This window comes from Zunongwangia sp. HRR-M8 (genome assembly GCF_027594405.1).
Taxonomy (GTDB): Bacteria; Bacteroidota; Bacteroidia; order Flavobacteriales; family Flavobacteriaceae; genus Zunongwangia.
On record NZ_CP115161.1, the window covers coordinates 1,734,243 to 1,757,703 of the forward strand.

22 protein-coding genes are annotated in these 23,461 nt (G+C 33.9%); 14 read left to right on the top strand and 8 right to left on the bottom strand.

Translation table 11 applies throughout. The annotated features are described in order from the left end of the window. Nucleotides 1-8: 8 nt before the first annotated feature. The 13 genes from PBT89_RS07395 (at nucleotide 9) to PBT89_RS07455 (ending at nucleotide 14,694) form a co-directional block, all read left to right on the top strand. Nucleotides 9-932, top strand: coding sequence for a glycoside hydrolase family 43 protein (locus PBT89_RS07395; protein ID WP_443089613.1), 924 nt, complete (start codon nucleotides 9-11; stop codon nucleotides 930-932). A gap of 1 nt (nucleotide 933) precedes the next feature. Further along, nucleotides 934-1,929 carry an arabinan endo-1,5-alpha-L-arabinosidase gene (locus PBT89_RS07400; protein WP_270064079.1) on the top strand — a complete coding sequence of 332 codons (996 nt, stop codon included), beginning with the start codon at nucleotides 934-936 and terminating at the stop codon, nucleotides 1,927-1,929. A 29-nt stretch (nucleotides 1,930-1,958) separates the two neighbouring features. Beyond that, nucleotides 1,959-3,056 carry a family 43 glycosylhydrolase gene (locus tag PBT89_RS07405; protein WP_270064080.1) on the top strand — a complete coding sequence of 366 codons (1,098 nt, stop codon included), beginning with the start codon at nucleotides 1,959-1,961 and terminating at the stop codon, nucleotides 3,054-3,056. A gap of 224 nt (nucleotides 3,057-3,280) precedes the next feature. Beyond that, nucleotides 3,281-4,960: a ribulokinase gene (locus tag PBT89_RS07410; RefSeq protein ID WP_270064081.1), complete on the top strand. Its 1,680-nt coding sequence runs from the start codon at nucleotides 3,281-3,283 to the stop codon at nucleotides 4,958-4,960. Then, entirely contained in the window at nucleotides 4,960-5,664 is a 705-nt protein-coding gene (locus PBT89_RS07415) for an L-ribulose-5-phosphate 4-epimerase (RefSeq protein WP_270058235.1), read from the top strand. The genes PBT89_RS07410 and PBT89_RS07415 overlap by 1 nt, the downstream gene beginning before the upstream one ends. 20 nt (nucleotides 5,665-5,684) lie before the next feature. Next, nucleotides 5,685-7,193: an L-arabinose isomerase gene (gene araA / locus PBT89_RS07420; RefSeq protein WP_270064082.1), complete on the top strand. Its 1,509-nt coding sequence runs from the start codon at nucleotides 5,685-5,687 to the stop codon at nucleotides 7,191-7,193. 12 nt (nucleotides 7,194-7,205) lie between these two features. Further along, nucleotides 7,206-8,390, top strand: coding sequence for an aldose epimerase family protein (locus PBT89_RS07425; protein ID WP_270064083.1), 1,185 nt, complete (start codon nucleotides 7,206-7,208; stop codon nucleotides 8,388-8,390). A gap of 4 nt (nucleotides 8,391-8,394) precedes the next feature. Next, the gene (locus tag PBT89_RS07430; RefSeq protein WP_270058232.1) at nucleotides 8,395-10,098 is read left to right on the top strand and encodes a sodium:solute symporter; all 1,704 of its coding nucleotides are present in this window, start codon (nucleotides 8,395-8,397) and stop codon (nucleotides 10,096-10,098) included. 528 nt (nucleotides 10,099-10,626) lie between these two features. Next, nucleotides 10,627-11,649: a LacI family DNA-binding transcriptional regulator gene (locus PBT89_RS07435; protein ID WP_270064084.1), complete on the top strand. Its 1,023-nt coding sequence runs from the start codon at nucleotides 10,627-10,629 to the stop codon at nucleotides 11,647-11,649. Nucleotides 11,650-11,824: 175 nt separating this feature from the next. Next, nucleotides 11,825-12,364: a hypothetical protein gene (locus tag PBT89_RS07440; protein ID WP_270064085.1), complete on the top strand. Its 540-nt coding sequence runs from the start codon at nucleotides 11,825-11,827 to the stop codon at nucleotides 12,362-12,364. Then, on the top strand, nucleotides 12,361-13,221 hold the full coding sequence (locus tag PBT89_RS07445) for an ABC transporter ATP-binding protein (protein WP_270064086.1): 861 nt from the start codon (nucleotides 12,361-12,363) through the stop codon (nucleotides 13,219-13,221). The genes PBT89_RS07440 and PBT89_RS07445 overlap by 4 nt, the downstream gene beginning before the upstream one ends. Beyond that, a complete protein-coding gene (locus tag PBT89_RS07450) occupies nucleotides 13,211-14,038 on the top strand; it encodes an ABC transporter permease (RefSeq protein ID WP_270064087.1) in 828 nt (275 codons plus the stop codon). The genes PBT89_RS07445 and PBT89_RS07450 overlap by 11 nt, the downstream gene beginning before the upstream one ends. Continuing rightward, on the top strand, nucleotides 14,035-14,694 hold the full coding sequence (locus PBT89_RS07455) for a hypothetical protein (RefSeq protein ID WP_270064088.1): 660 nt from the start codon (nucleotides 14,035-14,037) through the stop codon (nucleotides 14,692-14,694). The genes PBT89_RS07450 and PBT89_RS07455 overlap by 4 nt, the downstream gene beginning before the upstream one ends. A 76-nt stretch (nucleotides 14,695-14,770) precedes the next feature. On the opposite strand, the gene PBT89_RS07460 is transcribed toward PBT89_RS07455, so the two are convergent. The 6 genes from PBT89_RS07460 to PBT89_RS16810 all read right to left on the bottom strand — a co-directional run bounded on the left by PBT89_RS07460 (nucleotide 14,771) and on the right by PBT89_RS16810 (nucleotide 21,209). Further along, on the bottom strand, nucleotides 14,771-15,724 hold the full coding sequence (locus PBT89_RS07460) for a hypothetical protein (RefSeq protein WP_270064089.1): 954 nt from the start codon (nucleotides 15,722-15,724) through the stop codon (nucleotides 14,771-14,773). 266 nt (nucleotides 15,725-15,990) lie between these two features. Further along, a complete protein-coding gene (locus PBT89_RS07465; RefSeq protein WP_270064090.1) occupies nucleotides 15,991-16,479 on the bottom strand; it encodes a DDE-type integrase/transposase/recombinase in 489 nt (162 codons plus the stop codon). A gap of 116 nt (nucleotides 16,480-16,595) precedes the next feature. Continuing rightward, nucleotides 16,596-16,961 (bottom strand): transposase, encoded by a 366-nt coding sequence (locus PBT89_RS07470; protein WP_270064091.1) that lies wholly within the window; start codon nucleotides 16,959-16,961, stop codon nucleotides 16,596-16,598. Between the two features lie 185 nt (nucleotides 16,962-17,146). Then, entirely contained in the window at nucleotides 17,147-19,315 is a 2,169-nt protein-coding gene (locus tag PBT89_RS07475) for a hypothetical protein (protein WP_270064092.1), read from the bottom strand. A gap of 93 nt (nucleotides 19,316-19,408) precedes the next feature. Beyond that, complete coding sequence (locus PBT89_RS07480; RefSeq protein ID WP_270064093.1) at nucleotides 19,409-20,404, bottom strand: IS30 family transposase; 996 nt, start codon at nucleotides 20,402-20,404, stop codon at nucleotides 19,409-19,411. Nucleotides 20,405-20,615: 211 nt separating this feature from the next. After that, nucleotides 20,616-21,209 carry a phosphopantetheine-binding protein gene (locus PBT89_RS16810; protein ID WP_333474150.1) on the bottom strand — a complete coding sequence of 198 codons (594 nt, stop codon included), beginning with the start codon at nucleotides 21,207-21,209 and terminating at the stop codon, nucleotides 20,616-20,618. A gap of 354 nt (nucleotides 21,210-21,563) precedes the next feature. On the opposite strand from PBT89_RS16810, the gene PBT89_RS07490 reads away from it, so the two are divergent. Further along, nucleotides 21,564-22,535 carry an IS110 family transposase gene (locus tag PBT89_RS07490; RefSeq protein ID WP_270064094.1) on the top strand — a complete coding sequence of 324 codons (972 nt, stop codon included), beginning with the start codon at nucleotides 21,564-21,566 and terminating at the stop codon, nucleotides 22,533-22,535. A 143-nt stretch (nucleotides 22,536-22,678) separates the two neighbouring features. On the opposite strand, the gene PBT89_RS07495 is transcribed toward PBT89_RS07490, so the two are convergent. Beyond that, nucleotides 22,679-23,107 (bottom strand): DUF1801 domain-containing protein, encoded by a 429-nt coding sequence (locus PBT89_RS07495; protein WP_270064095.1) that lies wholly within the window; start codon nucleotides 23,105-23,107, stop codon nucleotides 22,679-22,681. After that, nucleotides 23,100-23,318 carry a hypothetical protein gene (locus tag PBT89_RS07500; protein WP_270064096.1) on the bottom strand — a complete coding sequence of 73 codons (219 nt, stop codon included), beginning with the start codon at nucleotides 23,316-23,318 and terminating at the stop codon, nucleotides 23,100-23,102. Before PBT89_RS07500 ends, PBT89_RS07495 begins: the two co-directional genes overlap by 8 nt. Between the last annotated feature and the right edge of the window lie 143 nt (nucleotides 23,319-23,461).

Consider the following 23,461-nt stretch of genomic DNA (forward strand, 5'->3'; position numbering starts at 1 on the left):
GTGCATTTATGGCTACTTCAGCTGTAGGACTAGCACAGGAAGAAAATTTTAATAATCCAATTATAACTGATAAATACACGGCAGATCCTGCTGCATTGGTGTATAAAGATTCAGTTTATATTTATGCAGGGCACGATGAAGCACCTTTAGACCGTAACTTTTATAAAATGGATGAATGGTTGGTGTACAGCTCTGCAGATATGGTGAATTGGAAAGAACATAAAGTTCCGCTAAAAGCAACAGATTTTAAATGGGCTAAAGGCTCGGCATGGGCTGCCCAGGTTATTGAAAGAGATGGTAAATTCTATTGGTATGTAACTGTAGAACATGATGATAGCCATCCCGGTAAAGCTATTGGAGTTGCCGTGTCCGATTCGCCGGTTGGTCCTTTTAAAGATGCCAGAGGAAGTGCGATTATCACTAATGACATGACAACCGAGTATACTAACATTTCTTGGGACGATATCGATCCAACGGTTTGGATCGAAGAAAATGGTGATGCTTATTTGTATTGGGGAAATACACAATTATATTGGGTAAAATTAAAAGACAATATGGTCGAATTTGAAGGTGAAATTCAAACGGTAGATTTACCCCATTTTACCGAAGCTCCATGGATTCATAAAAAAGGCGATTGGTATTATCTTTCTTATGCTTATAAATTTCCTGAGAAAACAGCCTACGCAATGAGTAAATCTATTGAAGGTCCTTGGGAATATAAAGGAATATTGAACGAAGTTGCCGGAAATTCTAATACCAACCATCAGGCAATTATTGAATTTAAAGATAAGTGGTATTTCGTATATCATAACGGAAGCATCCCAACTCATGGTGGTAGCTTTAGAAGATCTGTTTGTATCGATCGTTTGTACTATAATGATGATAATACACTAAAAAGGGTGATAATGACTTCAGAAGGCATACAAGAATAGTATGAAAAATTTAAGATATTGTTTATTAGGATTATTGCTGAATGGGTTTCTAGCTTCAGCACAAATGATAACTCCAACTAACGAAACCATGGTACATGATCCGGTAGCTATAAAAGCTGAAGGAAAATATTATATGTTTTGTACCGGTAGAGGGATTTCAATGTTTTCTTCGGAAGATTTAAAAGAATGGAAACATGAAGCTCCGGTTTTTGAAGAAAAACCTTCATGGACCGATGAGGTAGTTCCTGAATTCAGAAATCATATTTGGGCACCCGATATTGTTGAGCATGAAGGTAAATTCTATTTGTATTATTCTGTTTCGGCATTTGCTAAAAATACTTCAGCAATCGGCTTAACGATCAATTCAACTTTAGATCCAAATAGCCCGGATTATAAATGGGAAGACCAGGGGATTATTGTGCAATCTGTTCCTAATCGCGATATGTGGAATGCCATAGATCCCAATATTGTTTTTGATGAAGAAGGTACGGCCTGGTTAAACTTTGGTTCTTTTTGGGACGGACTCAAATTAGTGAAATTAAGCAAAGATTTAAAATCTGTAGCGCAACCGGAAGAATGGTATACCATTGCCAGAAGAGAGCGCTCTTTTGATATTCCAGATAAAAATCCTGGTGATGCGGCATTAGAAGCTCCTTTTATTTTTAAGAAAGGTGGTTGGTATTATCTATTTATTTCTTGGGATCTGTGTTGTCGTGGGGAAGACAGTACTTATAAAGTGGTAGTAGGAAGATCAAAATCGGTTAAAGGGCCTTATTTAGATAAATCGGGTAAATCTCTGGCCAACGGCGGAGGTACGTTGGTAGTAGAAGGAAATGAAAACTGGTATGGAGCAGGGCATAATAGCGTATATACTTTTGATGGTAAAGATTATATGTTTTTCCATGCTTATGATGCTCAAGACGGAGCCAAGCCAAAATTAAGGATCAAAGAATTAAGCTGGGAAAATGAATGGCCAAAACAATTAAAATTGAATTAAAATTCTCACGAAAAATTAATAATATGAAAATGAAATCATTTTTAAATATGGTTTTGGTAGCTGTTTCTGTTCTTGGGGTGGCTAACTATTCTCAGATCAATGCCCAGGCTGATCCATCAAAAGATAAAAATTTTGTAAAATCTAATGATCCTATTGTGTTGCAACGAGCAGATCCATTTGTATATAAACATACAGATGGATATTATTATTTTACAGGATCTGTTCCTACTTACGATGCTATCGAAATAAGAAGAGCAAAAACTATTAAAGGTTTGCAGGATGCTAAACCGGTTCGGGTTTGGGAAAAACATGAAAGTGGACCTATGAGTCGGCATATTTGGGCACCAGAAATCCATTTTTTAGATGGAAAATGGTACGTGTATTTTGCAGGAAGCGAAGAAAGTGATATCTGGAAATTAAGACCTTATGTTTTAGAATGTACCGGCCAGAATCCCTTAGAAGATGATTGGAAAGAACTTGGAATGATGCAAGCGGCAGACAATGATCCGATGAGTTTTACTGATTTTTCTTTAGACGGAACTGTTTTCGAAAATAATGGGAAACGTTATTTCTGCTGGGCCGAAAAAACCGGCGGACAATTTGCGGCTTCAAATTTATATTTAGCTGAAATGGAATCACCAATCAAATTAAAAACGGTTCAATTTATGCTAACAACACCAGATTACGACTGGGAGCGAGTAGATTTTTGGGTAAATGAAGGTCCTGCAGTAATCAAAAATGATGGTAAGATTTTTATTACTTTTTCTGCAAGTGCCACAGGAGCTTCTTACAGCATGGGAATAATGGAAGCTGATGCTAATGCAGATCTATTGGACAGAAATTCCTGGACAAAATCAAGATATCCAGTTTTAAAAACGAATGAAGAAAAAAACATTTATGGCCCAGGCCATAATTCCTTTACCATAGATGAAAATGGAGATCCATTAATGATCTATCACGCCAGGGATTATGAAAAGGCAGTTGGTGATCCTAAAATGGTTCCAGAATCAGATAAAAGATCTTTAGAAGAAATTAAAGCAGATCCATTGTATGATCCTAACCGTCATGCAAGATTGATGGAGGTGAAATTTGATGATAGTGGAAGACCAGTTTTTGAATTGTATTAATCTATTATCTTATATATGAAAGGCTTAGATAGGATAGTATTCTAAAGTCTTCAAAACAAAGTTTACTGAGAATAAGGCTAGATTTCATTTAAAAATTAAACTTTAATTGCTGCTTTATTTTTTTGACACCAAGGAAATTAAAGAAATCTTAAAATTATAAGTGTTTCTATTACACTTAATAAAACAAAAATTATATATTTGTTTCAGACAAAAAGTTAGAATACATGGAAAGTTATGTAATAGGACTTGATTACGGGACAGATTCTGTAAGAGCTGTTTTAGTAGATAGTAAAAGTGGAAAGGAGCTTGCTTCAGACACGTTTTGGTATCCGCGCTGGAAAAAACAGCTTTTCTGCGATGCAAGTCTCAATCGATTTCGGCAACATCCCCTAGATCATATTGAAGGTCTGGAAAAAACAATAAAAGGAGTCATTGAAAAAAGTGGTATAAATGGCGAAGCTGTAAAAGGTATCTGTATAGATACCACAGGTTCTTCACCTGTACCAGTTACTAAAGACGGTACACCTCTAGCTTTAACCGATGGTTTTAAAGATAACCCCAATGCCATGATGATCTTATGGAAAGATCATACAGCCATTAAAGAGGCCAACGAAATTAATGAGTTAGCAGAAAACTGGGGTGGTGAGAACTATACAAAATACGAAGGAGGTATCTATTCTTCAGAGTGGTTTTGGGCAAAAATAACACACATCGTTAGAGAAGATGAAGCGGTTAAAAACGCTGCATATTCTTGGATGGAACATTGTGATATCATGACCTATCTTCTTATTGAAGATACCGATCTAGCTTCTTTTAAAAGAAGTAGATGTGGTGCAGGACATAAAGCAATGTGGCACGAGAGCTGGGGAGGTTTACCTTCAGAAGAATTTTTAGGAAAATTACATCCATATTGTGCAGATTTAAGGTCAAAATTATACGACAAAACTTATACCTCAGATGAAGTTGCTGGTAAAATCAGTAAAGAATGGGCTTCTAAATTAGGCCTTTCTGAAGATACTGTTATCGCTGTTGGTACATTTGATGCACATTCTGGTGCCGTAGGTGCAAAAGTAGAAGAGCATGCTTTGGTACGTGTTATGGGGACTTCAACTTGTGATATTATTGTTTCACCTTATAATGTAGTAGGTGATAATACGGTTAAAGGAATATGCGGACAGGTAGATGGATCTGTAATACCGGGAATGGTTGGTTTAGAAGCTGGACAATCTGCTTTTGGTGATGTGCTGGCCTGGTTCAAAAATGTATTATCATGGCCATTAAACCATCTTGTATACAATTCTGAGATTCTTTCTGAAGAACAAATTGCAGCATTAAAAACTGAAGTTGATAAAAAATTTATTGCTGAATTATCTGCTGAAGCAGAGGCTATAGATATTAGCGATAGTATTCCGGTAGCTTTAGATTGGATTAATGGTCGTCGTACTCCAGATGCAAATCAGGAATTAAAAAGCGCAATTAGCAATCTTTCATTAGGAAGTAAAGCGCCACATATCTTTAAGGCATTGGTTAATTCTATTTGCTTTGGAGCAAAAGAAATCGTAGATCGTTTTAAAGAAGAAGGGGTAGAAATAAAAACAGTTATTGGTATTGGAGGAGTTGCTAGAAAATCTGCTTATATCATGCAGACTCTTGCGAATGCTTTAAATATGCCTATAAAAGTTGCGGCTTCAGACGAAGCACCAGCTTTAGGATCTGCTGTTTATGCTGCAGTCGCTGCTGGTTTATACGACGACGTTATTTCAGCCAGCAAAACTTTAGGAAGCGATTTTGAAGCGGAATATTATCCACAACCAGAAATGCTGGTAGCGTACGAAAAACAAATGGCAGCTTATAAAGAATTAAGTCATTTTGTTGAAGAAAGTATCACAAAAAAACATAAATAATGAGTTCTAAATATCAAGCACTGAAACAGGAATGTTACGAGGCAAATATGCAATTGGATGCATTAGATCTAGTGATTTATACTTTTGGTAACGTGAGTGCAGTAGATCGCAAAGAGAAGGTTTTTGCTATTAAACCTAGCGGTGTACCGTATGCAGAGCTTAAGCCTGAAGATATTGTAATTCTTGATTTCGATAATAATGTAATCGAAGGCGAGATGCGTCCCTCTTCAGATACAAAAACTCATGCTTATTTATATAAAAACTGGGAAAATATTGGAGGAATTGCGCACACCCATGCAACATACTCTGTAGCTTGGGCGCAATCACAGCTAGATATTCCAATTTTTGGAACGACCCATGCAGATCATTTAACAGCCGATATTCCATGTGCCCCACCAATGAAGGATGAGTTGATTGCTGGTAATTACGAATATAATACCGGTATTCAGATTCTGGATTGCTTCAAGGATAAAGGCTTGTCTTACGAGGAGGTTCAAATGGTTCTATTAGGAAACCACGGTCCTTTTACTTGGGGCCCAACTGCGGCAAAGGCAGTTTACAACAGTAAGGTTTTAGAAGAAGTTGGTAAAATGGCTTATCTAACTTTACAAATTAATCCTAATGCCCCAAGATTAAAAGATTCTTTAATTAAAAAACATTACGAGCGTAAGCATGGTAAAAATGCCTATTACGGTCAAAACTAATAACCCTAACAAAATAATCAATGGTTGCTATAGAAAGTAAAGAAATCTGGTTTATAACAGGAAGCCAGCATTTATACGGACCTGAAACTTTAGAGCAGGTAGCAAAAAATTCAAAAGAAATTGTAGAAGGATTAGATGTTTCTTCACAAATTCCGGTTAAAATTGTTTATAAAGATACAGTAAAAACTGAGGATGAAATCGCTGCAGTGATGCGCGATGCAAACAATTCAGAAGGATGTATCGGTTTAATTGCTTGGATGCATACTTTTTCTCCAGCAAAAATGTGGATTAAAGGTTTAACTTTATTAAGTAAGCCAATTTGCCATTTACATACACAATTTAACGCTGAGGTGCCGTGGAGTGATATCGATATGGATTTTATGAATCTGAATCAATCGGCTCATGGTGATCGCGAATTTGGTTTTATGATGTCCAGAATGCGTAAAAAACGCAAAGTTGTAGTAGGACATTGGAAATCTGAAAGGGTACAAAAGAAACTTGGTATTTGGTCTCGTGTAGCTTTAGGATGGGACGAAATGCAAAATTTAAAAGTTGCTCGTATTGGTGATAACATGCGTAATGTAGCCGTTACTGAAGGTGATAAAGTTGAAGCACAATTGAAGTTTGGAGTTGCTGTAAATGCATACGATTCTTCTGATGTTGTAGCTAAGATTAATGAAATTACCGATGAGGAACTAAATCAACTTTTAGAAACTTACGCTAAAGATTATAATCTTACCGAAAGCCTTAAAGAAGGCGGCGATCAAAGACAATCTTTAATCGACGCTGCCAAAATCGAATTAGGTTTACGTAAATTTTTAGATGAAGGCGGTTTTAAAGCATTTACAGATACTTTTGAAAATCTTGGCGAATTAAAACAATTACCAGGTCTTGCCGTACAACGTCTTATGGCCGATGGTTATGGTTTTGGAGGCGAAGGTGATTGGAAGACAGCTGCCTTAACACGAGTAATGAAAGTTATGGCTCATGGCCTGGAAGGTGGAACTTCTTTTATGGAAGATTATACCTATCATTTTACTCCAGAAAAATCATTAGTAATGGGATCGCACATGTTAGAGATTTGTCCAAGTATTGCAGATGCGAAACCTTCATGTGAAGTTCATCCTTTAGGGATTGGAGGAAAAGAAGATCCTGTACGTTTAGTTTTTAATTCTCCAGTTGGAGATGCTATAAACGCTACTTGGATTGATATGGGAAATCGCTTTAGACTTATAGTTAATGAAGTTGAAGCAGTTGCTCCCGAGCAAGAATTGCCAAAATTACCAGTAGCTAGAGTTCTTTGGGATTGTAAACCAGATCTAGAGGTAGCTGCTACCGCATGGATTTTGGCGGGTGGCGCGCATCATACAGTTTATTCTCAGGCTTTAACTACAGAATATATGGAAGATTTTGCAGATATTGCAGGAGTAGAACTTCTGGTAATCGATGAAAATACCCGATTAAGAGAGTTTAAAGATACCTTGAATGCAAATGAAGCGTACTACCATCTCTTTCAACATAAAATGTAATTATACTTAATTATGAAAAAAATAAAACATACGGTTTATTTCCTATGTTTATTCAGTTTTCTGTTTTCCCTTACTAATTGTAAGGGAGACGGAAAGTCTGAAAAAACAGAAGAAGAAATATCCACAACCAAATCCGAAATCGATTTCTTGTCTAAAGAGAATTACGGTACAACTGCTAACGGCGAAAAGGTAGAACAGTATACCTTAACTAACGAAGCAGGGATGGAAGTAAAAATTATTACTTATGGTGGTCGTATAACATCATTAAAAGTTCCAGATAAAAATGACGAATTTGAAGATGTAATTTTAGGATTCGATTCATTGAGCCAATACACTTCAGAACATCCTTATTTTGGTGCTTTAATTGGTCGATATGGGAATAGAATTGCCGAAGGGAAATTCAGCTTAGACGGTGAGGAATATCAACTTCCGCAAAACGATGGAGAAAACTCTCTTCACGGTGGTGATCAAGGTTTTGATAAAGTGATTTGGACTGCAGAAGTTCCTTCTGATAGTACTTCTTTAATATTAAAATACACTAGTAAAGATGGAGAAATGGGGTATCCGGGAAATCTGGATGTTACTGTGACTTACACTTTGAATGAAGATAATTCTCTTGATGTAGCATATGAAGCTGAAAGCGATAAGAAAACGATTGTTAATCTTACCCAACACTCTTATTTTAATTTAACCGGTAATTTTGAAGAAACTATCTTAGATCACGAAGTGGTTATAAATGCCGACGAATTTTTGCCTGTAGATGAGACGTTGATTCCAACAGGAGAATTAAGAAAAGTTGAAGGTACACCCTTTGATTTTACGGAAGCAAAAAAAGTAGGAAAAGAAATTGAAACTGAAAATGAGCAACTTCAATTAGGTAAAGGCTACGATCATTGTTGGGTTTTAAATGACCAGTCTGAGAATATGCATTTTGCAGCTTCAGCTTATGATCCTGAAAGTGGTCGTTTCTTAGAAGTTTCTACTACCGAGCCAGGAATCCAGTTTTATACAGGTAATTTTCTAGATGGAACTTTACCGCGCCAAGGTGGAGAAGGAACATATGCACAACGTTCAGGTTTCTGCTTAGAAACACAACATTATCCAGATTCACCAAATCAGGAAAAATTTCCTTCAGTAGTGCTAAATCCTGGAGAGAAGTACAATTCGAAAACTACATTTAAATTCTCTGTAAAATAATACTATGCAAACATTCGAATTATTAGACTGGGTTGTTATTGGTGTTTTTTGTCTTTTACTTATAGGTGTGATTCTATATGTTGTAAGTCAAAAATCGAATAATTCAGCCGATTATTTTTTAGGAGGAAAAGATGCTGGTTGGATTGCAATCGGTACATCCATATTTGCTTCCAATATCGGTTCTGAACATTTAATAGGTCTCGCCGGAGCCGGAGCGTCAAGCGGTATGGCAATGGCACATTGGGAAATTCAGGGGTGGATGATACTTATTTTAGGATGGGTGTTTGTTCCTTTTTATAGTCGTAGTATGGTGTACACTATGCCCGAATTTTTAGAAAGAAGGTACAATAAGGAATCCCGTACGATTCTCTCTGTGATTTCTTTAATTAGTTATGTGCTTACCAAAGTTGCCGTAACCGTTTATGCTGGTGGATTAGTTTTTCAGGAAGTTTTTGGAATTGAAACCTTATGGGGAATTGATTTCTTCTGGATTGCAGCGATTGGATTAGTTTTAATTACTGCTTTGTATACTATTTTCGGAGGAATGAAGTCGGTTTTATATACTTCAATTTTGCAAACACCAATTTTACTTTTAGGTTCAGCGATTATTGTAGTATTAGGACTTAAAGAATTAGGAGGCTGGGATGAAATGATGGCCATAACCAGTGCTGTAGAAGTGAATGATTATGGAGATTCTATGGTAAATCTTATAAGAAGTAATAAAGATCAAGATTTTCCTTGGTTGGGCGCATTAATCGGATCTTCAATAATTGGATTTTGGTACTGGTGTACAGATCAATATATTGTTCAAAGAGTTCTTTCAGGAAAAAATCTTAAAGAATCTCGACGCGGAACTATATTTGGAGCATACTTGAAATTATTACCGGTGTTCTTATTTTTAATTCCGGGTATGATTGCATTTTCGCTTCATTATCAAAACGTATCCGCAGGAGGAGAAGGCTTCTTACCATTTTTAGATAATGGTGTAGCCAATGCCGATGCAGCATTTCCAACCTTGGTAGCTAAATTATTACCAGCAGGGGTAAAGGGACTGGTAGTTTGCGGAATTCTAGCAGCTTTGATGAGCTCTTTGGCTTCTTTGTTTAATTCTTCTGCGATGTTGTTTACAATAGATTTTTATAAGAAATTAAAACCGGAAACGCCTGAAAATAAATTAGTAAGAATAGGACAAATTGCTACTTTAGTAATTGTAGTACTGGGTATTCTTTGGATTCCTATTATGCGAAGCGTTGGTGATGTATTATATACATACTTACAAGATGTACAATCGGTTTTAGCCCCGGGTATTGCTGCGGCTTTCTTGTTGGGAATCACCTGGAAACGTACCAGTGCAAAAGGTGGTATGTGGGGATTGATTACAGGACTAATTATTGGATTGACTCGTTTAGGTGCAAAAGTTTATTATAGCAATTTAGAAGTATCTGGAGACTCACTGTTCCAATACGTGTTTTATGATCTAAATTGGCTTTACTTTTGCGGTTGGATGTTCTTATTTTGTATACTGGTAGTGGTAATCGTTAGTTTATTAACTGAAGCGCCGGAAGCTGCAAAAATTAAAGGTTTAGTTTTCGGAACTACCACTAAAGAAGATGATGATGAAGACCGAAAAAGTTGGAATCATTGGGATGTTATACATTCGGTAATTATTCTTGGATTAACAGGAGCATTTTACTGGTATTTTTGGTAAAACAGCCTTAAATAAAAAAAACCGATAATTCTAAATTATCGGTTTTTTTTTATTCTAATTTTTTATATCACAATAAGTATTTTTTGCTAAAAGGATTTACGTATATTAGAAGCATAATTTTTTAGTATTACGCTTGAGTTTTTTAAGTGTGAATTTTACATGGATGGGAGAGAGGGTAGTGTCTCTCTCCCTTTTTTTTGAAATATATGACTGTATATTCAAAAGATAACTTCAGTAATCTTTAAGTCCGATTTTTTTTAATGATACTATGATAGTTAAATGGCTGTCATAATTCTAAATTAGCTGTATTTACCTAGATATTTTGGTGAAATATGGAATAATTTTCGTTTCTTTTAAGAAAATTTATGCTATAAATAAATAACCTTATTTATAGCTATTATAAATGTCATTTAATTAAAATTATATTCATTGTGCGCAGTTAAAAGTGTATTGGGATGTATAATAATTTTAAAAAACTAATACTAACTATATAAACTATAATTCGATATATTCTAACACTACCCTAAAATGAAAAATAAACGATACTCCATAAAAGATATCGCCGCAGCTCTTAATGTATCTGTAACTACGGTTTCATTCGTTTTAAATGGAAAGGCTAAAGAAAAACGCATTTCAGATCAAGTGGCCGATAAAATTATCGAATATGCCAAATCTATTAATTACAAACCTAATTTACTTGCACAAAGTTTACGTACGGGGCGTAGTAAAATTATAGTTGTGATGGTCGAAGATATTTCGAACTATTTTTTTTCTAAAGTTGCTCGGATAATTGAAGATATCGCTTACGAAAAAGGTTACAAAGTATTGTTTTGTAGTAATGAAAATGATGATGAAAGATCAAGGGAACTCATCAATTTATTTAGGGAGCGTCAAGTAGATGGTTATATAGTAGTACCTTCACCCGGTATACAAGGTGAAATTCAGGATTTAGTAGAAGATGATATTCCTGTAGTTTTATTTGATCGGTACTTTCCTGATTTCGAGACGAACTATGTAATTGTAAATAATGCTGAAGCAGTTAAGAATGCAACCAATCGTCTAATTGAAAATTCGTTTCGAAAAATAGCATTTGTGACTATCGCATCAGAGCAAACCCAAATGCAAGATAGAAAAAATGGATACAAATTAGCTTTAGAAGATAACAATCTTGATGAGTTCATTTTAGAAGTTCCTTTTTATGAAAATAATAAGTCGAAAATTAAAGGACTCATTCAAAATTTTCTAAACAAAGAGGATGTAGACGCGCTATTTTTTGCAACCAATTATTTAACTCAGATTGGCTTAGAGGTGATCACAGAATCTTTTCCTGATTTGATGAATAAAATAGGTATAAGCACTTTTGATGATAACGACTTCTTTGAAATTTATTCGCCGTCTATTACCGCCGTATCCCAACCTATGGAGAAAATAGGGCAGGAAGTGATGAATATCATGCTAAAAATGTTGAAGGATCCTAGCGGTAAGCCCATAAGCAGTCAAAAAGTTCTTTCTACGACATTAAACGAACGAGATTCATCTGCTACGCGTTAGTGAAGAACCAAAAAAGCCGTATTTAATGGTTCTTAAATAAACTTTAGAAGTTTGACAATGTTATGAAAAAGAGACCTATTTCACCGATTATAAATTTAAGTTAAAGCGAATTAATGAATGTACTTGTATGAATCAATGATTTTATATTTGCAAGGATTGTTATTGCATTTCCCGTATGAACTTCCATGATTTACCAAAACAGCCTACAATTTTAGAATCTTATTGGAATGTAGGGAAACTCTTATACGGTGCACTTCTATTATTTATTATAGAAACTCTTTTCTATTATTCTGAATTTCATAAATCATTAGATTCTGAAGATCTACTGATTATTAGCTTTTGGTTGTGGTGTTTAATGTTTTCTTTTATCCATATGTTTTTGGTATTGGCAGATGTTTGGTCCAGATTTCAAAACTATAAAAGGGTAAAAGATCAATTATTTCGACATGGATTTAGTTCAAAAATTGCCAAAAATTATATGGGAAGTAAGTGCCAGCGAATGGCATTTTTTGCAGCGGCGAAAGAGCTTGGTCTGGATAATGATGTTAAACGGTTTTATCAAAAATGTGGCGTAGCCTGGTACCATTTTATTCCTCTATTTATGCTTAAAGATCCTTTATTTCTTTTCCGAAGATATTTTTGGTCGCGTACATTTTTGGAACGTTATTATACTCCTAAATTTGATTTCAGAAACCAACAAAATCTACTTTATTGATTTTAAAGGCAACCAATTTAACTAAAAGATACAAATCTGGTAATGCAGTAGATAACATTTCTATTCAGCTAAAGTCAGGAGGAATTTATGGCTTGCTAGGTAAAAATGGTGCTGGTAAAACCACATTATTCAAACTATTAACAAACCTAATTACACCAGATGAAGGCTTTCTAAAAATCAACTCAGCTAAATTGAAGCCTATTGGTGCAATCATCGAAAATCCCGGCTTGTATAGTTATTTAAATTCTTACGAGAATCTAAAGATCTTTGCTGAAGTTCAAAATGCCCCAAGAAAGGAAGTAAGTCTTCAGAAATATTTAAAAAATGTCGGACTTCCAATAGATAGAAAAGATGCAGTACGTAATTTTTCTATGGGAATGAGACAACGGTTAGCAATTGCTATTGCACTTCTAAATGATCCTGAAATTATTATTTTAGACGAGCCATTTTCAGGATTAGATCCTACCGGAGTTTCTTCTTTGATTCAGCTTATAAAATCACTTGCTGCAAATAATAAAGCAGTGCTTATCTCTTCGCATTTAATGAATGAATTACAGAATTGCTGTAATTATTTATACGTAATCGATAGTGGGAAAATCGTTAATCAAGGAGAGACCAATGTATTATTTGAAAATTGTGTTTCGACATATATAATTAAAGGAGATGGAATAGAAAAAGCGGAAAAATTTTTACCAAATCTAATTTCTGTAGAAGTAAATAGAATAACTATTAAGTGTACAACTTCTGAAATCTCAGAGGTTTTACGAATGCTACTTGAAAAAGAGTTTTTAATTTCAAGCTGCACCCCTCAAGTAACTTTAGATGAACTTTTAAATCCTATCCGCAATGTTATATAGGATGTTAAAGATCGAATTATTTAAGCTCTTCAAAGAAGCAAAAACCTGGTATGCCATTGCTGCGGTACTAATCATAGAATTCATAATCTTTTTTGCGGCTTATTATCAGGGAAAAACTGTTTTAGAACTCTTATTAGATAATTTAAGGCAATCTTTTTATTTTGAAGGAAATTTGCTTAATGGCAACCTTTTACTTTATATCGTATTGAATTCACTTTGGTTTAATCTTCCTTTAATTTTGATGATCGTGAGTTCAGCATTAATAACTGAGGAATATAAAACGGGAACGCTGAAGACGCTAATACTACAGGCAGTGAGCAAAAAAAAGCTAATTATAGCCAAGTATATAACCTCTCTTATATTTACTATTTTGATGTTGGGAATTTTAATGCTTACAAGTTTTTTACTGGCTTACAGCATTTTTGGTGATGGAGATTTAGTAGTTTATCTGGGAACTTTAAATTTTTTCTCTTCGGAAGAAGCCATTTTTCGAATAACCTGTGCTTTTGCTTCAGGAACATTAAGTATGATTTTTTTCACTACCGTAAGCATAACTTTAGGAATTTTTCTGAAGGAGCCAACTAAGACCTGGATAGCATCTGCGCTTTTCCTAATTCTGTGCTCCTTTATCTTAAAAGCAGATTTTGGAATGATTAATGATCTTTTATTTCCGAAATTAACTAATTCCTGGCAGCAGTTTTTCAATTACAACTTAGATGTAAAGAAAATCGCTTTTAATAATTTATTCCTTTTTATCTATACGTTGTTGTTTGCTGGTTTTGGGATTTATAAATTTAGTAAAAGCGACATTGGATGAAATTAAGAATAATTTTTTACATTTTACTTAGTGTTACTTCAGCTTTAGAAGCCCAGGAAATAGACAAGGATCTATTTGTGATTAAAAAACAAATGGATCAGATTTCCCATTTTACTGCTGATATTGTAATTGATGTGGAAGCCCCTTTTATAAATATGCCAACAAAGACGGCTACTATAAATTACAATCGTGGTGAGAAAATAAAGTTTTCTAGTACTGACTTTCTTATTTTTCCCAAACGCGGATTGGATTTTACGTTTTCAGAAATTTTTGATCATCCATTTATAAGCGTAGATCGAGGCTTACAAACGGTCGGAAATAGAGAATTGAAAGTTTTAAGTATTATTCCGAAAGATGATAAAGCAGATATGGCTATGGTAACACTTTATTTGGATACTGAAAATAAGAATATAATTACTTCAGAAATTACAACAAAAAAACAGGGAAGTTACCGTCTGGATATGAATTACAATTCCGAAGAAATATTGCCAAATTATGTTGAAGTTTCTTTTGCTATCGAGAATCTTAAGATTCCGCTTAATTTTATGGGAAGTGATACCAAAATCGACCGTAAAACCATGCGAAACTCAGATACCAATGCAGGTAAGGTAAAATTACAGATAAAAAACTACAAGATTTCAAGTGATTTTAGATAATTGTAGTTGAAGTTTTTGGGTTTGGTTTCAATCCTTTTTGAAGAGTAAAATTGCTGCTGACTAATCTTGGCTTGAATTATTGAATTCCAAATCTATTATTCACCAAATCAATTACTATCGTATTATTCAGAAAAAGGTCATTCCCTATAACACCTTTTATATTTTCAGATTCTAAAGTTTTTACTGCTGTTTTTGCTTCCGTAAAAAAGGCTTTTTTGTTGTTTATCGGTAGATTTAAATCGGCAATTCTAACTGCTGTTGTTATATCGCTTCCTGTAAAACTTATTTTTTCTCCGAAGGATTTGAGTTGCTTATTTTCTTTGATGCTCTTATTGGTTAATTTATCGAATAAATTTTTATCTACAGTGGTTAGTGGAAACAGACTAGCCTGAGTACTATACATAAAACGATGGCGATTGCCACCAGCGATTAGATCTAAATACAGCTGATTATTTTTGAACTTTAATGGCGTAAAACTAAAATTCTGTTCTTCCCAGGTTTCAAGTTTATCGGTAATAACTAGATTTTGAGATTTAAAGTCGATTATAAGAATCTTTCCTTTAATTTCGTTGGCCCCAATTGTTCCAATTAGATCTAAATCATTAAGATCTCCATTATCTCCAAAATTCTGCTGAATAAGTAGATTATCAGATTTTAATTCTTGATCATTTCTGAAAGCTAATTTATTGTAAAATACATTATAACTATCTCGATGCTGAATATTCTCACTCAAATTAGGATAGGCTGAAGTAATTACTTCTAACGAATCACCATAAATTACGTTGTGATTAATTCCAAGATCCAACTGCATCTTGAAAGTTTTATCGATACCTTCAAATTTAACTGGTAACAGTATAGCGCCGTGATTAATAATGAAACCATCTTGTTTCAGTTTAAGCCATTGAAAATTTATAGTGTCTGAAGCTATTTGATATGCATCTTCTGAAATTTTCACGTCATTCTTACAAGCAAAAGCTAAGGAAACAATGATGCTGTAAGCAAAAATTTTAATAGCTAATTTTTGAAACATAGCAAATGAGTTTGATTGATGGCGTCGTTAATTGAAAACTAAATATAATATATTTTCCTATCAATTATAGCATGATGAAGAAGAATGGTATATTTTTTTACTTTCTATGTATTTTAACGATTCTGTTATACACTATTTCATTTAAATTTCATTCGTAACCGTCAAAATTTGTAGTGTTTGTAAATTGAATAACTACCGTATCGATATAACTAATGATATTTAGCAATGGTTCTCTTCGGTCATGCTAATATCTATTTGTTTTCTTTTCAGTATCTGAGTGTATACATTGCTACAATATTGTATGCCTCTGTCTGAATGAAGGATAAGTCCATCAATGCTTTGTTTAAAGCTCTTACACAGCCGCTAAGTTCTAAACTGTCACTCAGGTCATAACCCACTATTTTTCTGGAGTAAGCGTCTGTAATTAAAGCCAGATAGCAAAATCCATTTAAGGTTCTTATGTAGGTAATATCGCTTACCCAAACTTGGTTAGGAGCTGTCACCACAACGTCTTTCATAATGTTTTTGTACTTGCGGAACCTGTGTAAAGAATGGGTGGTTCTTACACTATATTTCTTGCGTAATGTCAACATATTATGGTCTCTGAGTACCTTAAACAAGGTATCTCTTTCTACTTTTACATTGGCTTTATTAAACTCATTTTCTAATGATTTAATCATTTTTCGAACACCTTCTCTGGGTAAGGACTTGCGTCGCTTTTTAACGATCTGAATAATCTGTTTTTCTAGTTTCAAACGTTGATTTTCCCTGTTTACATACTTATAATAGGCATCACGTTTTAATTCAAAACACTCGCAAACAGTGCTAAGCGATGCAAATCCTTTACTTTTTGTTTTAGCTTTGATTAAGGCTAGATATTTAGTTTTTTTTTGAGCTCTATTACGTTTTTATAACCTAGTTTCTCGGCAGCTACTTCTAGATAGGAATCCAATACCATAGCATCCAGATCCTTTTTTAATAAAAGCTTTTTAAGCTGTTCAATCTCTTTTTGAAGCTCTTTGATTAGAGTAATTTCGTTTTTTGTTTCCACTTTAATACGGGTATTCATTAGGTCTTTACGTTCGTATTTCCTGATCCATTCATTGATGGTGGTAGGGTTAATACCGTAGAGTTTGCCAAGTTGGTTCTTGTTAAGTTTTCCGGTGGTAAGTTCGTCTAAAATTTTTAATTTAAACGATTCGCTGTAGCGTCTAATTACTTTGTCATTTTTGTACATAATCATTAAAATTATGTAGCCTTATTTCCGGACGGGTCAATATTATGCACAACGGTTACGGTTATAGCAAGTTGCGGGAGTAGGGACGCGGAATTGTCGGATTAACCATTTTCTTTCCTGGTTTCTAAAATTACACTTTTTCCATAATACCCGGAATTTGTGATGAACCGATGTTGGCAATAGTTTTAATTGCAATTCCCATCTTTTATATCTTGAATTGTTGGATTTTTTAAATTGTTTGCAACTCCATAATTTCCGTCAAAAGAATAATTTTTGAAAAAAGAAGAAAGAGAGCAAAAGTCGGTTAGAGCTTTATTACCAATTATTTGAATATCATTTTGAATCTCTGTTAAACGCTCGAGTCCATCTAAGTTACTCATTAACTCATTTCCTCTAATTTCTAAAGTTCCTTTAATTTGGGTTAGACTATTTATACCACTTAAATTTTTAAAACCTGAATTATAATTTATGCTTATTCCTTGGCTTGAATATCCATTACCTATAGATGTCACATTTTCTAAACCTTTTAAATCAACTAAGTTATGGCATCTTTGAATTTTCAATAGTTTTTCAATGTTTTCCAAACTATTTAAGCCGTCAAGACTGACAATATTTGATTCTTCAAAAGAAATTGATCTAACGGATTTTAAATTATTAAGGCCTTGTAAATTATATAAACCCCCACCATATGCCATATGAATATATTCCAAATGGGTCAAATTATTAAAAATGGGCAATTTTGCTAAACTGTTATTGCCTTCTAAAACAAAACCATTTAATGAAGATAAATTGGCTATGGCATTTATATTGTTAAGTGACTCATTATTATGTAAATGCATAGTTTCATCAATTGTTATCAAATTTTCGAGACCATCAAAGTTTAAAAGAGAATTATTAGAAGCGACATTAAATGATCCTCTTAAATTTGTTAAGTTGTGTAAACCATTAAAACTTAAGAGATTTTGATTATCATTAATTACTAACCCTGAGTAATAATTGCCATTTCCGATGGATTTTAAATTTTCAAGTCCGTGGAAATCCTTTATGTTTTCGCAAGACATTATTTCCAATTTAGAGCTTATATCTTCCAAATTATCTAAACCTTCAAAACTTAGAATATTCGATTGGAAAAAATTAATTGAACCAATGGTTTTTAAGTTTTTAAAGCCTGATAAATTAGTAAGAGATCCGCCATATCTAATTTGAATTGAGTTAATCGTTGTTAAATTCTCAAAAAAAGGTAATTGGGTTAAGCTACTATGACCATCTATTTTAATCGAATTTAAAGATTCACAATCTTTAATTGCGTCTATACTTGAAAGAGATGGATTATCGTTTAAATATAAAAAATCAATATTTTTTATAGCTCCTAATCCATTTAAATTTTTTAGAGTCTGGTTTTCTCCAATATAAATTATACTAGGCACAAAGTTTAAATTACTTAATGCAGAAATTTCTTTGAGGCTAGAATTATTAGCAATAGCTAATCCATCTCCAATAAATTCCAATTTATCTAGACCAGTTAAATCAATTAGATTTTCACAGCTTTGAATTCTTAAACTACCAGCACTTGCTGCGTAGAAACTATCCAGACCTTCTAGGTTAATTAGGTTTTTATTATTTAGAACATAAAAATCGCCTCTTGTTATTTCAAGGCCTTCTAACCCTAAAAAGCTTTTCAATGATTGATTATTCTTAATTAAAAACCCATTTGGAAAAACAGCTCCCGTTCGTTTTAAATTTTCTAACCCTTTAAAATTTTTTAAATTTGAAGTATTTGTTACCTCAAAATCATTGTTTATTACAAATAGGTCTTTTAAAGGTGTTAATTCCGTTACTGAACCATGTATCCTCAAGCCACCATCAATTGTGTTATAGTTGTTCGAGCCAAATTCAATTACTTCTTCTTGAGTAGAAAGAGTTATGCTACCATGAAATGTTTTATTTCCTAAAGAAGAAAATTGTACTTCATTACCATATCCAATTCCTTGGTTATTAATTGCATAAGCTCTAATGTAAAACGTTGTTTTCGCTTCAGGTAGGCTCGTTACAGTAGTTATATATTCTCCTGAATCATTAATGGTAAAAGTGAATTTGTTAAAATTATTTTTAACAGTAGCTTGAGTAGACGTACCTATAACTAATCCAACTTCCGTTATTTCAGAATCACCTTGGTCAATAATTTCACATCCCATTTTTATTGAAAACACATTTATATCAGATACCTCATAAGTTTTAATTTCAGGAACCTTTATAACTTCTTCTTCAATTATATTATCTGATAGATCATCCTTATCACAAGATATTAAAATAAGTGTGAAGATTATTATGAACAGACTGATTGATTTTCTCATAATTTTTATTTATAAGCTAGGGCGTATTCAAGGTTCTAACGCAACAACTGTTGCTATTTTTGGTTTAGGACAATTTAGTATAAATATCAAAATTTATGCGGCATTTTGTTTAAAAATCTCATTGGGAGTTTTATAGTTAATAATTTTTCGGGGTCTGTTGTTGAGTTTATCCTGAACATACTTTAGTTGCTTAGCTGTAACTTTATTAAAATCAGTTCGTTTAGGGAAGTATCTTCTGATAAGTCCATTGGTGTTTTCGTTGGTACCTCTTTGCCATGAAGCGTATGGATCTGCAAAATAAACTTTGATTCCTGTTTGTTTGGTAAAGTCTTTATGTTTAGCCATTTCAACTCCATTATCGTAGGTCATTGTTTTAATTAAATGTTGATTAAAGCCCTGTAATACTTTAGCAAATTGCTTTGTTACTGTTGCTGATTTTCTGTCTTTTAGCTTTATGATACATACGAATCTTGATTTTCTTTCAACGATAGTTCCTATGGCACTTTTTTGTCCTTTACCGATAACCAGATCACCTTCCCAATGTCCTATCTCTAGTCTATTTTCAATGTGTTTAGGTCGGTCTTTGATGTTAATGATACCTTTTATTTTCGAACCTCTTTTGGTCTTTGCATTAGCTCTTCTGCGTTGTGATTTTTGATAGGGTAGTAGTTTGATTAGTTTTTTGTTTAAACTGGCCTGTCTATGCCTGTAGATATGCATATAGATAGCTTCATAAGAAATGGACATCACGGGATCGTTTGGGTATTTATCTTTGAGTCTACCCGATATCTGATCTGGTGACCAACCTTGTAATAATCCTTTATAAACAAAGAACTTAAGTTTTATATGCGTATTAATTTTATCAAGGTTTCTTTTGTTGAGATAGTCGTCTTTTGCTAACCAATTGGCTAATGTCGCATCGTATTTATCATCTTTATTAACGACAAGCTTATTGATTTCTCTGGATATGGTAGATCTAGCTCTGTTCAGCTTTTTGGCGATACAGGCCTTCGTTTTTTCTTCATCGATCAGTGTCTGGATAATGACTCTTTCTTTGAAAGATAATCGTTTGTATTTTTTGGTCTTCATTTGAACAAATCTAAGGATATGATTTGTTGCGTTGAGTTATTGAATCCGGGTCATTTTTTTTAAATTAGTGCCAACGGGTTTGGCTATGGTTTCGTTGCGAGAAAATCCGCTAGGATTTTCCGCCGTAAACCGAAGATAGCAAATTTGCATGGACTTTCCGTGAGGAAAGTCAGAAGCAATGAACTATAGCCGTTGTTGGCAAACGTTTTTTTTAGTCAATTCCTAAATCATTTGTTATTGAGTGTTCCAATTTAATCTCACTAATTGGTATTCCCATATTTCTGTTTATAATTCCAATTATTATACGCTCAACTTCATATTTACTTGTTACATTTTCGATGTGAATGAGTTTTTCTTGATTCAATGCAATTGTCCAATCAATTAAGTCACGAATCGTTCCGCTCGAAACAGGTGTTGTCCGCTTTATGGTTTTAATTCCGAAAATTTTGACGTGAGAACCTAAATTTGGATTAAAGTCAAGAGCAACCATTTCGGGTAATTCAAGTTCTATTTCTGTTTTCAAAAGGTACCATTTTTCTTTCAGTTTCGTTTGAGTAAGCAATTCCGATATTTTTCTTTCGGGTTTAATTTCTTTATCGGTCAATTTTAGATTCTGAAATGCTTTTCTAATTTTATAAAATACGATTTGAGTTAAGCATTTTTCATTCGGATCGGTAATAATTTTGTCGTAAACAGAATCCACAAAATTTTGAACGGTATAAATTTTTTCCGTTTCGGAATCCTCAATTTGTATTCCAAATTTGTCCTCAACTGACATCAATAATTCTACAGAATCTAATCCCATTTTCGGTTTGGTTTAAATGTTTGCCAACGGTTTTGTATAACAATCAGTTGCGGATTGTTTAGAAACTAAGATAGCTAAAATTACCGACTTTTATGTCTGTTCGGTAGTGTCCACAGTAAAAAGAGCCGCAATTGTTGTTATACATCTTAAGTTTGATTCTCATTAATTTTATAGTATAAATCAGAAAGAACAAAGAGAGGATTAATGTTAAGATATACGTGGAAGCGTTAGACTTCGTCAACAATGATAATCCCCTCTCTTTAACTACTTCAAACACGTTCAGTTCTATGAGGCCAGACCTCGTTTTCAAGTTGTTGTGCAAAAGGTAGTATGCTCTTTCATAAATCATTTCTTATGAATAAATATAAAGAAACTTTTGGAGTTGACATCAGTAAGGATGTCTTTGATGTTTATGGTAGTGTTTGTGGTTATTCTCAACTTAAGAATGACACTTCCGGCTTTAATTTATTTCTAAAGTCATTATCTCAAGACAGCCTTGTAGTGATGGAAGCCACAGGTTATTACCACTATCGACTTGCACAGTTTCTTTACAAAAGCAGTATACCGGTATCGGTAGTAAACCCTTTGTCAGTCAAGCGTTTTCTCCAAATGAAACTGGCCAAAGTAAAGACAGATAAAAGCGATGCCAAGGCTATCTGTGATTATGGGTTATCTAATGAAGTTCCACTGTATAATTCTCTTACAGAGGTACAGGCAGAATGCTTGCAACTCTTCGGACTAATGGATAGTTATCTTAAGAAGCGTATGGCTACCAAGAATAAACTTCACGGAGAAGAATCATTGGGTATTCCCTCTAAGTATGTTTATAGGTCTTTACAGCGCGATCTCAAGCACTTAAACAAAGAGGTCAAGGGTATTGAAGAGCGTCTACTCGCGCTTGTCAAACAGGAGCAGCAACAGCAACTAAGTTTACTTACCAGTATCCCTGGAATAGGAATCAAGACTGCTTTATTTTTAGTAGTGATTACCGATGGCTTCACTAAGTTTGAGAAAGCATCAGAACTCTGCAGTTATGTAGGAATTACCCCAACGATCCGTAAATCAGGGAGTAGTGTAAGAGGAAAAAGCAGGATTAGTAAAGTAGGTAACCAGAAGCTTCGGAACCTTCTGTTTTTGTGTGCCTTCAATGCTTGCAAGCACAATAGGGCGTGTAAGGCTCTTTATGATCGTATTGTAGCCAAGGGCAAGAGCAAGAAACTTGCTTTGATCGCCGTGGCCAATAAGCTTTTAAAACAATCCTTTGCTATTGCTAAATCAGGTTTACCCTACGATGAAAAGCATGTGTCTGTTTTAGCAAAAGGATAGGGTCAAGAAAAAACAAAAAATGAAACAGTTAAGATCTGATGATACAGGTTTTAGCATGGATCATTTATGTCTCAAATTTAATGTAGAAAAAACTTGGTTTTTACCTCAGTTCTTTGTTAGCCACTGGCTTTTTTATTCATTCCTCAAATTCCCAATGTAAAATGTTCCTTTACATTGTGATAAATCAAAGATGCTTTTATGCATTCTTTTAGTTCCAATTCAGGGATTTTTTGGTTTAACTGAAAAACGATTGCTCGTTTTCCCTCGTATTGAAATTTGTGGTCAAAAACCAACCTGAAGGTATCAACTAATCTACTTGTACATTGGAAATACATTGCATATTGGTCAGGTGTTTTTTCTTTCCAATCCATTCGTAAAGTACTACCGTTTTTAGTGACAAAACTGGGTTCTCCCCATTTCAATGTTTCTTCCAAAACAGTCACTCCTTCGGTTTCTTCAGCTGTTTCTATTACCAACTCCCGAAGATGTTGCAATTTATCTCGAACAAATTCGGGATAATTCGCAAAAACTTCATTTACTCTTGGGTCTGTCTTTAAGGTTAGTTTACCCATTCATTTCTTTTTTTATACCTACATAAAAATCCACTTCGGCATTTGATGGATTTTGTGCTTTTTCTCCGAAAATTTCAAAGTCTGCATCATAGGTTCTATTCAGTTCCATTTCAAATATTTTCGACCATTGATTAACAATTAAACCTTCCATAATATAATAACCTTTTCCTTCTTCCGTCAATATTGGAAGTCCGGCTTTTTCTTTGTCCATCGTTTTTTTTCAGCTTGTGGCTAACGGTTTTGAGTATGGCCAGTTGTGGGTTGATTTGCCAGATTTTGTCCGCTTAAAATAAATATAGCTAAAAACATTGAATATCGATTAAGTATTTAGCCGCAATTGGCTATACGCATTGT

Bases quoted from the DNA above. Each gene is read 5' to 3' on its own strand.
- PBT89_RS07450 (WP_270064087.1), top strand. From the start codon at position 13,211: ATGTTATATAGGATGTTAAAGATCGAATTATTTAAGCTCTTCAAAGAA.
- PBT89_RS07405 (WP_270064080.1), top strand. From the start codon at position 1,959: ATGAAATCATTTTTAAATATGGTTTTGGTAGCTGTTTCTGTTCTTGGG.
- PBT89_RS07430 (WP_270058232.1), top strand. From the start codon at position 8,395: ATGCAAACATTCGAATTATTAGACTGGGTTGTTATTGGTGTTTTTTGT.
- PBT89_RS07490 (WP_270064094.1), top strand. From the start codon at position 21,564: ATGAATAAATATAAAGAAACTTTTGGAGTTGACATCAGTAAGGATGTC.
- PBT89_RS07415 (WP_270058235.1), top strand. From the start codon at position 4,960: ATGAGTTCTAAATATCAAGCACTGAAACAGGAATGTTACGAGGCAAAT.
- PBT89_RS07395 (WP_443089613.1), top strand. From the start codon at position 9: ATGGCTACTTCAGCTGTAGGACTAGCACAGGAAGAAAATTTTAATAAT.
- PBT89_RS07440 (WP_270064085.1), top strand. From the start codon at position 11,825: ATGAACTTCCATGATTTACCAAAACAGCCTACAATTTTAGAATCTTAT.
- PBT89_RS07435 (WP_270064084.1), top strand. From the start codon at position 10,627: ATGAAAAATAAACGATACTCCATAAAAGATATCGCCGCAGCTCTTAAT.
- PBT89_RS07480 (WP_270064093.1), bottom strand. From the start codon at position 20,404: ATGAAGACCAAAAAATACAAACGATTATCTTTCAAAGAAAGAGTCATT.
- PBT89_RS16810 (WP_333474150.1), bottom strand. From the start codon at position 21,209: ATGGGATTAGATTCTGTAGAATTATTGATGTCAGTTGAGGACAAATTT.
- PBT89_RS07400 (WP_270064079.1), top strand. From the start codon at position 934: ATGAAAAATTTAAGATATTGTTTATTAGGATTATTGCTGAATGGGTTT.
- PBT89_RS07425 (WP_270064083.1), top strand. From the start codon at position 7,206: ATGAAAAAAATAAAACATACGGTTTATTTCCTATGTTTATTCAGTTTT.
- PBT89_RS07475 (WP_270064092.1), bottom strand. From the start codon at position 19,315: ATGAGAAAATCAATCAGTCTGTTCATAATAATCTTCACACTTATTTTA.
- PBT89_RS07500 (WP_270064096.1), bottom strand. From the start codon at position 23,318: ATGGACAAAGAAAAAGCCGGACTTCCAATATTGACGGAAGAAGGAAAA.
- PBT89_RS07495 (WP_270064095.1), bottom strand. From the start codon at position 23,107: ATGGGTAAACTAACCTTAAAGACAGACCCAAGAGTAAATGAAGTTTTT.
- PBT89_RS07470 (WP_270064091.1), bottom strand. From the start codon at position 16,961: ATGTACAAAAATGACAAAGTAATTAGACGCTACAGCGAATCGTTTAAA.
- PBT89_RS07410 (WP_270064081.1), top strand. From the start codon at position 3,281: ATGGAAAGTTATGTAATAGGACTTGATTACGGGACAGATTCTGTAAGA.
- araA (WP_270064082.1), top strand. From the start codon at position 5,685: ATGGTTGCTATAGAAAGTAAAGAAATCTGGTTTATAACAGGAAGCCAG.
- PBT89_RS07460 (WP_270064089.1), bottom strand. From the start codon at position 15,724: ATGTTTCAAAAATTAGCTATTAAAATTTTTGCTTACAGCATCATTGTT.
- PBT89_RS07455 (WP_270064088.1), top strand. From the start codon at position 14,035: ATGAAATTAAGAATAATTTTTTACATTTTACTTAGTGTTACTTCAGCT.